Annotated in this window: 10 protein-coding genes and 1 pseudogene; 3 read left to right on the top strand and 8 right to left on the bottom strand. The window is 44.8% G+C overall.

Annotated features, from left to right (window positions below):
* Positions 1-287 precede the first annotated feature (287 nt).
* The 4 genes and pseudogenes from ACZ5C4_RS06920 to eno form a co-directional block, all read right to left on the bottom strand.
* Entirely contained in the window at positions 288-1,793 is a 1,506-nt protein-coding gene (locus ACZ5C4_RS06920; protein WP_464520347.1) for a TNF domain-containing protein, read from the bottom strand.
* A gap of 235 nt (positions 1,794-2,028) precedes the next feature.
* Positions 2,029-3,096: pseudogene (locus tag ACZ5C4_RS06915) on the bottom strand (tetratricopeptide repeat-containing glycosyltransferase family 2 protein).
* A gap of 130 nt (positions 3,097-3,226) precedes the next feature.
* Positions 3,227-3,811, bottom strand: coding sequence for an SOS response-associated peptidase (locus ACZ5C4_RS06910; RefSeq protein ID WP_464520346.1), 585 nt, complete (start codon positions 3,809-3,811; stop codon positions 3,227-3,229).
* A 139-nt stretch (positions 3,812-3,950) separates the two neighbouring features.
* Positions 3,951-5,246 carry a phosphopyruvate hydratase gene (gene eno / locus ACZ5C4_RS06905; protein WP_464520345.1) on the bottom strand — a complete coding sequence of 432 codons (1,296 nt, stop codon included), beginning with the start codon at positions 5,244-5,246 and terminating at the stop codon, positions 3,951-3,953.
* A 377-nt stretch (positions 5,247-5,623) separates the two neighbouring features.
* Here eno and ACZ5C4_RS06900 point away from each other — a divergent pair, with 377 nt between their 5' ends.
* From ACZ5C4_RS06900 to ACZ5C4_RS06890, 3 genes are all read left to right on the top strand, one after another.
* Positions 5,624-6,751 (top strand): IS110 family RNA-guided transposase, encoded by a 1,128-nt coding sequence (locus ACZ5C4_RS06900; protein ID WP_464520113.1) that lies wholly within the window; start codon positions 5,624-5,626, stop codon positions 6,749-6,751.
* A complete protein-coding gene (locus tag ACZ5C4_RS06895; RefSeq protein WP_464522376.1) occupies positions 6,715-6,993 on the top strand; it encodes a hypothetical protein in 279 nt (92 codons plus the stop codon). Before ACZ5C4_RS06900 ends, ACZ5C4_RS06895 begins: the two co-directional genes overlap by 37 nt.
* A gap of 481 nt (positions 6,994-7,474) precedes the next feature.
* Positions 7,475-7,987, top strand: a complete 513-nt coding sequence (locus ACZ5C4_RS06890; protein WP_464520344.1) for a ferritin — start codon at positions 7,475-7,477, stop codon at positions 7,985-7,987.
* Positions 7,988-8,110: 123 nt separating this feature from the next.
* Here the strand turns inward: ACZ5C4_RS06890 and ACZ5C4_RS06885 are convergent, their stop codons facing one another.
* The 4 genes from ACZ5C4_RS06885 to secA all read right to left on the bottom strand — a co-directional run bounded on the left by ACZ5C4_RS06885 (position 8,111) and on the right by secA (position 14,385).
* Complete coding sequence (locus tag ACZ5C4_RS06885) at positions 8,111-9,319, bottom strand: cofactor-independent phosphoglycerate mutase (RefSeq protein WP_464520343.1); 1,209 nt, start codon at positions 9,317-9,319, stop codon at positions 8,111-8,113.
* A 16-nt stretch (positions 9,320-9,335) separates the two neighbouring features.
* Positions 9,336-10,553, bottom strand: coding sequence for a homoserine dehydrogenase (locus tag ACZ5C4_RS06880; RefSeq protein ID WP_464520342.1), 1,218 nt, complete (start codon positions 10,551-10,553; stop codon positions 9,336-9,338).
* Between the two features lie 52 nt (positions 10,554-10,605).
* Positions 10,606-11,710, bottom strand: a protein-coding gene (gene prfB / locus ACZ5C4_RS06875) for a peptide chain release factor 2 (protein ID WP_464520341.1) whose coding sequence is annotated in 2 segments (ribosomal slippage) — positions 10,606-11,634 and positions 11,636-11,710 — 1,104 coding nt in all. Because the reading frame shifts where the segments join, the coding sequence is not laid out codon by codon here.
* Positions 11,711-11,814: 104 nt separating this feature from the next.
* Positions 11,815-14,385: a preprotein translocase subunit SecA gene (gene secA / locus ACZ5C4_RS06870; RefSeq protein ID WP_464520340.1), complete on the bottom strand. Its 2,571-nt coding sequence runs from the start codon at positions 14,383-14,385 to the stop codon at positions 11,815-11,817.
* Positions 14,386-14,418 lie beyond the last annotated feature (33 nt).

The raw sequence follows: 14,418 nt of genomic DNA, 5'->3' as shown, positions 1-14,418 counted from the left end.
AAAGGTAACTTTTGCAAATGCTTCCGGCAATTTTCACAAAAGGATAACTTGCCAGACGACTTTATGCGCAATGGAGATGAAACTCAAAAATCATGGAAGCCTTTGCTGACGTGATTTTCGTATTAATAGGTTCATCAGAATACTCCGCGCACCGGAGTCTGAAAAGTTACTTTTTGTGAAAATTGACAAGAGAATTTAAACAAGTTACCTTTTGACACCCGAATCAATATAGACAATGAAAAATCCGGCACTGGTTTCCCAATGCCGGTGTCTCCTGACAAATCCTTTTACAGCCCACTCATTCTGTGAATTACCATGGATATATTCGCATAAATAAAATTGCCGCCGCTTCCTACCATGTTCAAAGTAATAGGGGCAGTTGTCGCTTCTATAATCTGTGTAAAGGCAACATTGCTGGTATCCGTTGATGTCTGGAAAGTATGATAAACCGATGTTCCCGGGACAGAGGCACCCTGCTGCTGCAAAACCAGTGAAAGTGCCAAAGGAAAGTCTACTCCACTTGCTGGTGAAAGAGTACCGTGGAAGGAAACGTAATAATATCCAGGCTCTTCTATTATAAAGTCCGCACTTCCTTCTGCATGACTGATTGAATTTCCATTTGAAGCATTATTTCTATCAAAATCCAACGTAGCTCCACTGGTTCCCGGATGAGGTGGTGTCGAATACGCTGACAAAAATTCCCGCGGCGTATCGCCGCCGCTTCCTGTTTCTCCTCTTGGAATTACAAAGTCAAATATTGCATTGTTTTCATCCCCTCGGTTTGTCACTTCCGCATTTGTCCCTGGCTCTCCTGTTGTCACCGTCCCAACCTGAATTGTTGCTGCTGTTCCTGTTGCTCCGGTAGCTCCGGTGGCCCCTGCTGCTCCGTCTGCTCCAGTCGCTCCTGTGGCTCCGGTAGCTCCCGCTGCTCCGTCTGCTCCAGTCGCTCCAGTGGCTCCTGCTGCCCCATCGGCCCCAGTCGCTCCAGTTGCCCCCGCTGCTCCATCGGCCCCAGTCGCTCCGGTGGCTCCAGTTGCCCCACGTGGAATTACAAAGTCAAATATTGCATTGTTTTCATCTCCTCGGTTTGTCACTTCCGCATTTGTCCCTGGCTCTCCTGTCGTCACTGTTCCAACCCGAATCGTCGCTGCTGTACCTGTAGCACCGGTGGCTCCAGTGGCCCCTGCTGCTCCATCGGCTCCAGTCGCTCCTGTGGCTCCCGCTGCTCCGTCTGCTCCGGTAGCTCCTGTGGCCCCTGTGGCTCCGGTCGCTCCTGCTGCTCCAGTTGCCCCACGTGGAATTACAAAGTCAAATATTGCATTGTTTTCATTTCCTCGGTTTGTCACTTCCGCATTTGTCCCTGGCTCTCCTGTCGTCACTGCTCCAACCCGAATCGTCGCTGCTGTACCTGTAGCACCGGTGGCTCCGGTGACCCCTGCTGCTCCATCGGCTCCAGTCGCTCCTGTGGCTCCCGCTGCTCCATCGGCTCCAGTCGCTCCTGTGGCTCCTGTTGCTCCGGTAACTCCGGTCGCTCCTGCTGCTCCAGTTGCCCCACGTGGAATTACAAAGTCAAATACCGCGTTGTTTTCATCTCCTCGGTTTGTCACTTCTGCATTTGTTCCTGGCTCTCCTGTCGTCACTGTTCCAACCTGAATCGTCGCTGCTGTACCTGTAGCACCGGTGGCTCCAGTGGCTCCGGTCGCTCCTGTGGCTCCAGTAGCCCCAGTTGCCCCAGTTGCTCCGGTCGGCCCTCCAGACGGGCCAGTCGCTCCGGTTGGGCCTACTGGTCCCATTCTTCCTTCAGGTCCTCTTGGACCTCTTGGGCCTGTAGCCCCGGGTCTTCCGGGAGGGCAGGGCGGACAAGGAGGCGGACAAGATGGTTTTTGATTGCATCCACAACGAACCGATTGCTTCTGCATCTCTTGATTTCTTACTTCCTCATCCTTATTTTTCTTAAACCATAACATATATTTTTCCTTCATTTCTTATAAACTTCTCTATTAATATATGTTCTGAATTCTTTTTTGCCTATTCTGCACTGCCACCCTGCCGATATTTTTGAAAATATACTTTATTTTTTAGATAGTAAACGGAATCCGGTCTATATCTTCCAGCCATCTCATTGTACTGCTCTGCTAATTTCTGTTTTCCTATTCTATCATAACATACGCACAAAGAAATAGCGGGAATAAAACCATAGCAATCCTCCTGCACAAATGCACCTGATTCCGTTTCTTTCTTTGCTGTAAAAGCCTGTTTGTACCAGTAAATCGCCTGCTCATACTGTTCCCTGTCTAAAAAGTGCTTTCCCAAATCACAGCAGGTCTCTCCCCGCGGCACATCATACTGAAATGCGCGCAGAAGCGAATACAGTGCCTTTTCTTCTTCTCCCATCTGATAAAAACAAAAAGCCAACTGCCGCGTTGCCTCTATCCGGTTCTCGATCCAACCATCCTTTCGTTTTAAAAACTTTTCCAGAATTTCCCTGCTCTTTTCATATTGTGCATGTGCGCACAATTCTCTGCCGTAATAATATAAAGCCCGACTGTCAAAATATGTTCCTTCCTCTTCCATCTGTCGATATATCCGCAGATTCCTCTCTCCTGCCGAAGGTTTCTTTTTTCTATGTTCTATCGGAATATTTCTGCGCAAAATTTTTCCCGATGGAGGAATCACTTCATGTACTCTCCCCTGGAAGAAAAATCCTCTTTTATTTTTTACAATCCTTTCTCTGTAATAAGAGAATACAGGATTTCCTCTTTCATCAAATGCTGTCTGATACGGAAGCATGATCATATCTGTATCTTCTGGTAACGTATCTTTCATTATAAGAAATTTTGCCGCATTTTCCTCTGAAATCACGTCATCCGCATCCAACCACATACAATATTCCATATTTGCTTTTTCAAAAGCAAAATTTCGTGCCGCTGCAAAATCATCTTACCATGGATAATAATATATTTTATCTGTATATTTTTCTGCTATTTTTTCAGTCCCATCCTTAGAACCCGTATCCACAATTATAATTTCATCTACAAGTTTTTTCGCCCCTGTCAGACATCTGTCCAACACTTCCTTTTCATCTTTTACAATCATACAGAGACTAATTGAAGCCATGGTTTTGTAATCTCCTTTTTATTTTCCATTTTATGAAAGTACAAAAAAGAAGATACACCTATACCGCTTTCCATCAGATATTTTCCGTCTTGCTTTTAAACTCTTTTCATCAAAATAGGCTCATCTGCTCATAGTCCTGCTCTCTCTTAAGCGGTGCCGGTATTTTATGCAGTAAATCTCTGGTACTTCTTTCCTCTAATATCCAGTCAGATACTTCATCTCGGTCTAAAATAAGCGGCATGCGGGCATGGACTGGAAAAACAGACACGTTCGCCGCTGTAGTTAAAATTGAGAATCTTCTCTGTCCATCAAACACCCCATAACATCCCGCCATAAAAAGGGGCATACCGTCATCACGAAAAAAAGCACTTTTTTCTTTTCGCATATTCCATTCATAAAATCCCTTTGCAGGGATGATACATCTCCGGTTTAAAATATTTTCCCGAAAGGTTTTCTTTTCCAGAGCGCTTTCAGCCCTGGAGTTAATAAGAAGCTGTCCTTTCCCGTAACCAGGAAACCCCCAGTTCATAAAATCTGCCGATACGTTTTGCTGATATTCAAACAGTACCGCTGCCTCCTGCGAAGGATAAATATCTCTTCCTTTGCCGTAAACAAAAAGTTTTTTGTCCAAGCTTCTCACAAGTTTTTCTATCTCTTTCATTGTCTCATCATCTATATAATATCTGCCACACATATGCTCCTCCTCACATTGATTATATCCATTTTCTTTTTCTCTTACAACGGTCTTGTCTGTTTTTCATTCTCTGTGAAGTCCACATACAAAGAACCGGCAGAACTACTGTCCTGCCGGTTCCTGACTCATTTCTTATTTTTTATCTTTTCACATGAAAAGCTTCGAATCCCGGATATACCGCACTGTCATTTAATTCCTCTTCAATTCTTAACAGCTGATTATATTTTGCCACACGTTCACTTCTGCTCGGTGCGCCTGTCTTAATCTGACAGGTATTCAGCGCCACTGCCAAATCAGCGATCGTCGTATCCTCTGTCTCTCCTGAACGGTGGGAAGCAATTGCCGTATACCCTGCTTTATGCGCCATTTTGATTGCCTCTAATGTCTCAGACACAGAACCAATCTGGTTTAATTTAATCAAAATAGAATTGCCACAGCCTTGTAAAATTCCTTTTTTCAGTCTTTCTGTGTTTGTTACAAACAAGTCATCACCGACAAGCTGCACCTTCTCACCCAACTTACGTGTCAGAAGCTGCCATCCTTCCCAGTCTTCCTCATCCAGGCCGTCCTCGATAGAATAGATCGGATACTTATCGCAAAGCGCCTCCCAGTGTTCAACTAATTCTGCTGAAGTAAATTTCTTCTTGCATTTGGGAAGTACATATTCGCCTTTCTTTTCTCCCTTCCATTCACTTGATGCCGCATCCATTGCAAGTACAAAATCTTTTCCCGGCTCATATCCTGCCTTTTTCACTGCTTCTAAGATGTATTCGATTGCCTCTTCATCACTTGCAAGATCCGGCGCAAAACCACCTTCATCGCCTACAGACGTTGCCAGCCCTTTCTCTTTTAAAAGTGCTGCCAGTGCATGAAATACCTCTGTACACCAACGCAGGCCCTCCTGAAATGTAGAAGCCCCTGCCGGCATAATCATAAATTCCTGTACATCCACTGTGTTTGCAGCATGTGCCCCGCCGTTTAAGATATTCATCATAGGAACCGGAAGGCAATTTCCGTTGATTCCTCCTAAAAAACGATACAGGGGAATATCCAGGGAAATTGCTGCTGCCCTTGCACATGCAATAGAAACAGCCAGAATTGCATTTGCCCCCAGCTTAGACTTGTCCTGTGTTCCATCTGCCTCTATCATAGCCTTATCTACCGCATATATATCTGATGCATCCATACCCTCTAAGGTTTTGCAAATGATTGTATTAATATTTTCCACTGCTTTGGAAACCCCTTTTCCTCCAAAACGGTTCTTGTCTCCGTCTCTCAATTCCAAAGCTTCAAATTCACCTGTAGAAGCACCACTCGGCGCTGCCCCTCTTCCAATCGTGCCGTCTGCCAAATGTACTTCAGCTTCAACTGTCGGATTTCCTCTGGAATCAATAATTTCACGTCCTATTACCTTTTCAATTTCTAAATAATCCATACAATACGTCCTTTCCCATGGCAGCTCCTTTTTGTCCTGGCTCAGGTATTACAGGGCAAAAAGGAGTTCTCCATGACTTATTCACATGTGGTTAGTTATTTCTAACCCACTATATTCTACCAAAACTTTTTCTCGAAATCAACTCATTACATGAGAGATATTCTCATTTTAAACATTTTAGGTATTTCAGCTACAATTCTTCCTATACATTTTCTCCTATTTCTGTTTAAAATATACATATCTGTTTTCTGTCTCTTATAAGGTAACAGACAATATGTAATGACCTCCGATTTGTAGGTTCGTGGATTTACCTGTATACTATAAATCGGAACAATAAATGGTAACAGGGATTACCGCATACAAATGGAGGTCATCAAATGAATTATAACACAGTTTACGTAGGAATGGATGTACACAAAAAAAGTTTTTCACTTTGCTGCTACACAAATGAAAAAGAGCAGGCTGAATATCCTCAAAAAACAGCCCCTCATTACAGCAAAGTCCTGAATTATCTGGAAGCTATGCGTTTCCACTATGGCGATGATGTTTTGTTTATTTGTGGTTATGAGGCGGGATGCCTTGGCTACACCTTATACCACGAACTCATGGACCATAACGTAAAATGTATCCTTCTCGCCCCGACAACAATACCACAGCCAACCAGCAGGAAAAAGGTCAAAACGGATAAACGCGATGCCGCACTGATCGCAAGATGTCTGGCACATCACGATTACAGCCCGGTACACATTCCTTCCGAAAAAGATGAACAGGTGAAGGAATATATCCGGATGCGTAACGACCATAAGATTGCCCTCAAAAAAGTAAAGCAGCAAATCAGTGCGTTCTGCCTGCGGCATGGCTACCGCTATGACGCAACTGTAAACCAGTGGACACAGGCTCATCTCAAATGGCTGAGGGCTTTAAAACCGGAAGGGCTTTATCGTGATATTTTGATGGAATACCTGTCTACCTACGATCAGCTGACAGATAAGATCGAACGTATGGACAGACGCATTGAGGAACTTGCAGGCGAACCGCAATACAGGGAGGGCGTCAAAAAACTATCCTGTTTTCTTGGAATCAAGATACAGACTGCGCTTTCTACAATGGTTGAGGTTGGAGATTTCAAACGTTTTTCTTCTGCCCAGCGTTTTGCTGCTTATCTGGGGCTTGTGCCCGGGGAGCGTTCCAGCAGTGAGTCCCAGAACAGACTGGGGATCACAAAGGCGGGAAACAGCCACATCCGTACCTTGTTGGTAGAAGCAGCCCAAAGTTACACGCGGGGACGTGTCGGGTTTAAATCAAAGGCATTGAAGGAAAGACAGTACGGTAACCCGGCAGATGTCATCGCATATGCCGACAAAGCCAACGAACGTTTTCGGCGTAAGTATTATACGATGGTTTTGACGAAAGGGAAAAAGGTGAATGTTGTAAAGACAGCGATTGCAAGAGAATTGGCGTGCTTTATATGGGGGATGATGGTAGGAAATCTGACGGAAAGATAAACAAGGATTTATCACAGCGTCCCAGAAATATCAAGGCCGAGCCGCCGCAGGCGGTGCCGGGCAGCCCTGACATTTCCATTCCGCAGTTATGGCGGATAAACAAGCGCCGTAAGCAGGATAGTGCTGCTTACGGCAGGAAAACCGAACGATTGGAGACACCCTGGAAGGGCTTTAGCATCTTTCAAGGTTCGAGCTATCTGCGACTGAACTATGTCGGCATAGGGAACTATGATCCACGCTAACAGACAGCAGGGCTCACGGCGGACCATTGACCTGTCGGTAAGGAGCGATCCGAATCCACGTATATCAGAGTGGCCAATGCCGGGGACTGATATGTCTAAAGCCTTTTCAGGATGTCTCCAAAACAAAAACATAAAATTTGTGATGATTTTTGTGATTTATCTATTGACAAATGTCATTACATATCAGTTCAGCCCGCGCCATTCGTAAAACTGCACTGCGTGCTTATCGTGGCTGCCGCCACCGTTTTACTCATTGATGGGCGCTTAAGCTCATACAGATGTACGCTCGCAAAAACATGCAAGCATGTTTTATGCTTCCCTCACACTGTATGGCTGAACTGATACCTTAAAGGATATTTTTTCCACATAGAACAATTGCTTTTTTTATATACCTGTGCTATGTTTGTAAGAAGGGGCGTTTCTGGTTTCCAAATAATACAGACGCCCATACTTCAAACGTAAAAGAAGGGAGAAACATATAATGGTAAACGAAAAAGTAGCAGAATTATTAAATACGCAGGTAAACAAAGAATTTTATTCCGCATATCTCTATCTTGCATTTTCCAATTATTTTTCAGATGCGGGCCTGGATGGATTTGCCAACTGGTATCAGATACAGGCGCAGGAGGAACGTGATCATGCCATGCTGTTTGTACAGTATATGCAGAACAATGACATTCCTGTAACCTATGAGGCCATTGAGCAGCCTAAATTTGACGCAAACGAACATATCGATATTTTAAAAGCTGCATTAAACCACGAGCGTTATGTAACTGGATTGATTCACAATATTTACGGAGCTGCAAGCGATGCAAAGGATTTCCGTACCATGCAGTTTTTAGACTGGTTCGTAAAGGAGCAGGGGGAAGAGGAGACAAACGCTTCTGATTTGATTAAGAAAATGGAGCTTTTTGGCTCTGATCCGAAGAGCCTGTATTTGTTAGATCAGGAGATGGCTGCCCGTACCTATGCGGCTCCTTCTCTTGTGCTGTAATTTTTACTCTGACAAGTGTCTGAAAAAAACAGAAATTCCAATCATTTCAATACCAGAATAGTAAATACGAGCTGGACTCTTAAAAGTCCAGCTCGTACTTTGATGCTGACATATTCATAAAGCTTATTTCCCTTTTTTCAGAAGATGCTTTAACAGTTCATGTCCTTTTTCTTGAAAAATTCCTGTCTGCTCTGCTGTTTTTTCACAATAGCTTTCTTTTCCTTCTGCTTTTTGTGTGCTGTCATACAAAAGATATGGCACAGGACTGCTAGTATGCGTTCTTAGACGTATCGGTGTCGGATGATCCGGAAGCACCAGCATACGGAAAGCTTCCCCTGCTTCTCTCAGCTTATCTGCTACCGGCCCGATAATCTGCGCATCAATCCGTTCAATCGCCTCTATTTTATCTTCTATATTTCCTTGATGTCCCATCTCATCCGGCGCCTCAATATGAATATAGACAAAATCATATCCTTCCTCTGTCAGCGCTTTTACCGCAGCATTCGCTTTTCCCGCATAATTTGTATGAAGTCCCCCGTTGGCCCCCTCCACTGTAATATTATACATATCGGCCCCTACTGCGATCCCTTTGAGCAGATCTACGGCAGAAATCATTGCGCCTTTGACCTGATTCTTTTTCTCAAAGGATGTAAGCATAGGCCGCGTACCAGCACCCCAGAACCATACAGAATTTGCCGGATTTAATCCCTTTTCCTTACGTGCCTGGTTCACTGGATGGTCTTTTAATATAGCATAGCTTTTCTCCATCATTTCCCGCAGTACAGGATCAGACGGCAGGTAATCTCCAATCCTTTTTGTCAATATATCGTGGGGAGCAGTCAGCTCTCTTACTTTTCCATTTTTCCAAACCAGTAAATGCCGGTAGCTTGTTCCCACATAGAACTCATAGCCCTCTCTTTTCAGCCCTTCTTTTAATGCGTTTAGAAGGATGGCTGCCTCCTGTGTTGTGATTTCACCGGAGCTGTGATCGAGTATTCTTCGTTCCTCATATGTATCGCCTTCTTCTGAGAGTGTGACAAGATTGCAGCGGAAGGACACATCCGAAGGAGTCATGTCAACCCCCACGCTCAATGCCTCCAGAGGAGAACGTCCGGTATAATATTTTTTTGGATCATACCCAATCACTGATAAATTCGCAGTGTCACTCCCCGGCGCCATTCCTTCCGGCACAGTGCGCACCATTCCAATCTCTGCATCTCGGGCAAGTCTATCCATATTTACTGTCACCGCCGCCTCCAGAGGTGTCTCTCCTCCTAGTTTTTCGAGTGGTTCATCTGCCATTCCATCACACAGTACAATTATGTATTTCATACGCCTTCATGTCCTCTTATTCTTCTATCCGGAGCATATGCAGAATTCCTGGGAATTCCGCCGCATTTCTGCTGTATTCCCCTTCTGTCATCACACCGGTTACAAATCCAAATTCATTTGCAAGCTTCTCTACCTTTACTACATCAATCGCTCCAAATTTACTTTCCAGGTGCGGCTTCATCGCCTCCGCATCTCCACTGATACGCACAAAGAATCGTTTTGAAGTCTCTTCTATCGGGAACAGCTCTACTTTCTCGCTCTCCCACATAGTCATTACATTTTTGTTTAAATGCTTTGCCTCATCCACCACATCAGCTACTACTGCACTGGCGGTTGGCAGCTTCCCTGCGCCGCTTCCATAGAACATTGCATCTCCCAGTACATTTCCATGTACAAAAACCGCATTAAAAACACCATTTACACTGTATAGCGGATGTTCTTCAGGAAGAAGATACGGGGCCACAATTGCATGCAGATGCTCCTTTTCTCTTCTACTGGAAGCAAGAAGCTTGATTGTCATTCCCATCGCCTTTGCATACATCATATCTTGCTTTGTAATCTTTGTAATTCCTTCTGTATAAATGTCCTCAAAATCTACCTGATAACCTGAAATCAGGCTGGAAAGAATCGCAATCTTACGGCATGCATCGTATCCTTCCACATCCGCTTCCGGATTACGTTCTGCATATCCTTTTTCCTGTGCTTCCTTTAACACCTCGTCATAGTCCGCACCTTCATAAAACATCTTCGTAAGCATGTAATTTGTCGTCCCATTTAATATTCCGGTAATCTCTTCAATCTCGTCCGCTGTTATAGAAGAGTTCAGCGCACGTATAATCGGAATTCCTCCCCCTACGCTTGCCTCAAACAGAAAATTAATATTTTTCTCTTTTGCAATCGACAAAAGCTCTGCCCCATGCTTTGCCACCAGAGCTTTATTCGAGGTCGCCACACTTTTTCCGGCGAGCAGACTTCGTTTTACGAACGTATATGCAGGTTCAATACCTCCCATCACTTCCACTACGATCTGAATCTCTGGATCATTTATAATCACCTCAAAATCGTGCACCAGCTTCTCCTGCACCGGATCGCCCGGGAAATCCCGTAGATCCAACACGTATTTGATATAGACTTCATCTCCTACTCTCTGATTAATCCGCCTTCCGTTTGTATTGATTACTTCTACCACACCGGAGCCTACCGTTCCATATCCCAACACTGCTATATTTACCATCTTTTTCTCCCTTCTCTACTGTTTGTTGTTGTCCGTGCCTCTTCCACTGACACTATGCGTCCTTTCTGCTCAGATAAGCATTAATAAACGTATCCAGACTGCCATCCATCACCGCGTTTACATTACTTACCTCTACATTCGTCCGATGGTCTTTTACCATAGTATACGGCTGCATGACATAAGAACGGATCTGGCTTCCAAACCCGATCTCCTTGATTTCGCCCCGAATATCTGACATCTTTTCTGCCTGTTCCTGCTGTTTCATCAGATATAATTTAGATTTGAGCATCTGCATGGCCTTGTCTTTGTTCATATGCTGTGAACGCTCATTCTGACACTGTACTACAATCCCCGTCGGCAGATGCGTAATCCGCACTGCAGAGGATGTTTTATTGATGTGCTGTCCGCCTGCGCCGCTGGAACGATATGTGTCAATCTTCAAATCGTCTTCATTGATCTCAATGTCGATATCCTCTTCTATATCTGGAATCACATCACAGGAGGCAAAAGAAGTCTGTCTCTTTCCTGCCGCATTAAAGGGGGAAATACGTACAAGACGGTGAACCCCTTTTTCCGAACGCAGGTATCCATATGCATTTATACCCTTCACTTCAAAGGTAACTCCTTTGATTCCTGCCACATCACCTTCCAGATAATCCAGTACCTCTACGGCAAACCCTTTTTTCTCCGCCCATCTTACATACATACGGTAAAGCATCCCTGCCCAGTCACAGGACTCTGTCCCTCCGGCTCCGGCATGCAGGGTCACAATCGCGTTGTCTTTGTCATAAGTGCCTGTCAACAGCGTCCGAATCCGGATTTCCTCGAACTCTTTTTCAAACTGTTCTAGTTCTTCCTCAATTTCTGTCGCCACTTCCTCGTCCGCTTCCTCTGCACTTAGTTCAATCAGAACCTTTAAATCCTCGTACTGAGCGCTTAACTTCTCGATCTGCTCCAGAAATCCCTGCAAATCCTTCAGTTCCTTCATCGTCTGTTGTGATTCTTCCGGATTGTCCCAAAAGCCTGGTTCCTCGATTTTTCTCTGCAGTTCCTCTACCTGCTCATTCTTTGACGCTAAGTCAAAGTGAATCCCTCAAATCTTTCAGCGGCTCTTCGTAAGCAGACAATCTGTTTTTCAATTCTTCTAATAAAACCACCTTTTTCACCTCTTTCTTTTTATTTCAGTAAATAATTATCTGAAAAAGTGCGGCATCAGTTAAAATGCCGCACTTTATCATTGCGTATCCTATCGAACGTTTTCTTATTTCCTGCCGCAGCATTGTTTATATTTCTTGCCGCTTCCACATGGGCATGGGTCGTTCGGATAAATCTTTTTCTCCTCTCGCTTCTTCGGCGCCCGCACAGAACTTTCATCCTTGTTCGTGCCTGTCACCTTCGCTACTTCCTCTCTCTCGACTTTCTGCTCAACGCGGATATGGAACAATGTACGAATCGTCGTCTCTGCAATCGCGCCTGTCATCTCGCCAAACATATTATATCCCATCATCTTGTATTCGACAAGTGGATCTCTCTGCCCATACGCCTGAAGTCCGATTCCCTGCCGCAGCTGATCCATATCGTCAATATGATCCATCCACCGCGCATCAATTACTTTTAAAAGCACAACCCGTTCGATCTCTCTTAACTGTTCTGCCTCCGGGAACTCTGCTTCTTTGTTCTCATACGATTTCACCGCTTTTTCCTTCAAAAGATGCTTCAGCTCTTTCTGCTGCATGCCCATCAGCTCTTTTTCCGGCGGAAGGATAAGCTGCGGAATGATGTCGTGGATAGCGACTTCCATTCCCTTGATGTCCCAATCTTCTTGCTCTGCCTCGGCGGAAGCAAACCTGTCCGCCGTATTCTCGGCATACTCTGTAATCATGCTGTAGATAGTATCACGCATACTCTCTCCATCCAGTACTCTGCGCCTCTCTCCATAGATGATCTCTCTTTGTTCATTCATCACCTGGTCATATTCCAGCAAATTCTTTCGTATCCCGAAGTTATTACTCTCTATTTTTTTCTGTGCTTTCTCAATTGCGCCGGAGAGCATTTTATGTTCAATCTGTTCCCCATCTGCCACTCCCAGTGCATTAAAAACTCCCATCAGTCTCTCTGAACCGAACAGCCGGAGCAGATCGTCCTCCAATGAAATATAGAAACGGGATTCTCCCGGATCTCCCTGACGTCCGGAACGGCCGCGCAGCTGGTTATCAATACGCCTGGATTCATGGCGTTCTGTACCGATAATTTTCAAACCGCCAGCCTCTCTTGCCGCTTCGTCCAACTTAATATCTGTACCACGCCCTGCCATGTTTGTCGCAATAGTAACGGCACCGTGCACACCTGCGTCCGCAACGATCTGTGCCTCTAATTCATGGTATTTCGCATTCAATACATTATGCTTGATTCCTTCTTTTTTCAGCATTTTACTTAAAAGCTCAGAAACTTCAATTGTGATCGTGCCGACTAAAACCGGCTGTCCTCCTGCGTGCGCCTCCTTAACTGCCTCTACTACCGCCTCATATTTTTCACGTTTTGTCTTGAATACTGCGTCGTCTAAATCTTTTCTCTGCACCGGCATATTTGTCGGTATTTCAATAACATCCATGCCATAAATGTCACGGAATTCTTTTTCTTCTGTGAGTGCAGTACCCGTCATACCACTTTTTTTGTCAAATTTATTGAACAGATTCTGGAAAGTAATGGTCGCCAGCGTCTTGCTTTCTCTTCTGACTTTTACATGTTCTTTTGCCTCAATCGCCTGGTGTAACCCATCAGAATACCGTCTCCCCGGCATGATACGCCCTGTAAATTCATCGACGATCATGACCTCTCCTTCTGCCGTTACGACATAATCCTGATCCTTGAACATCAGATTATGGGCGCGCAGCGCAAGAATAATATTATGCTGGATTTCCAGATTTTCCGGATCTGCAAGGTTTTCAATGTGGAAAAACTTCTCGACTTTTTTTACACCGTCTTCTGTTAAATTTACTGCCTTTTCTTTCTCATTGACGATATAATCTCCTGTCTCCTCAATCTCCTCGCCCATAATTGCGTTCATCTTAGAAAACTCGCCGCTTGCCTCGCCTCTCTCTAACTGGCGTGCCAGAATATCACAGGCTTCATATAACTTTGTAGACTTACTGCTCTGTCCAGAAATAATCAAAGGTGTTCTCGCTTCATCAATCAGAACCGAATCTACCTCGTCAATAATAGCAAAGTGGAGTCCTCTTTGTACAAGCTGCTCTTTATATATCACCATATTGTCTCTCAAATAGTCAAATCCCAGTTCGTTATTTGTCACATAGGTAATATCACAGTTGTATGCGGCGCGGCGTTCGTCATTGTCCATTCCGTTTAAGACAACACCTACCGTCAGACCTAAGAATTCATGTACCTTCCCCATCCACTGGGCGTCACGGTTTGCCAGGTAATCATTGACTGTGACAATGTGAACTCCTTTTTCTTCCAATGCGTTCAAATATGCTGGAAGCGTGGATACAAGGGTTTTTCCTTCTCCTGTCTTCATCTCCGCGATTCGTCCCTGATGAAGGATAATCCCGCCGATCAGCTGCACCCTGTAGTGCCGCATGCCAAGCACTCTGCCTGCCGCTTCTCTGACTACTGCATAAGCCTCCGGCAGAATATCGTCAAGCGTCTCTCCGTCTTGCAACCGCTGCTTAAACTCCCGCGTTTTTTCTTTTAGCTCTGCATCGGACAACGCTTTCATATCCGGCTCCAGTGCCTCAATCCGGTCCACAATCGGATAGATACGCTTTAATTCGTTCTCACTATGTGTCCCGAAAATCTTCTCTACTAAACCCATAATCTGCAATTTACTCCTTGTTTAAATTTACTC

The organism is Mediterraneibacter flintii, from assembly GCF_055387595.1.
Note: the sequence above shows the minus strand (reverse complement) of the source record. Positions and strands in the feature narration are given on the sequence as shown.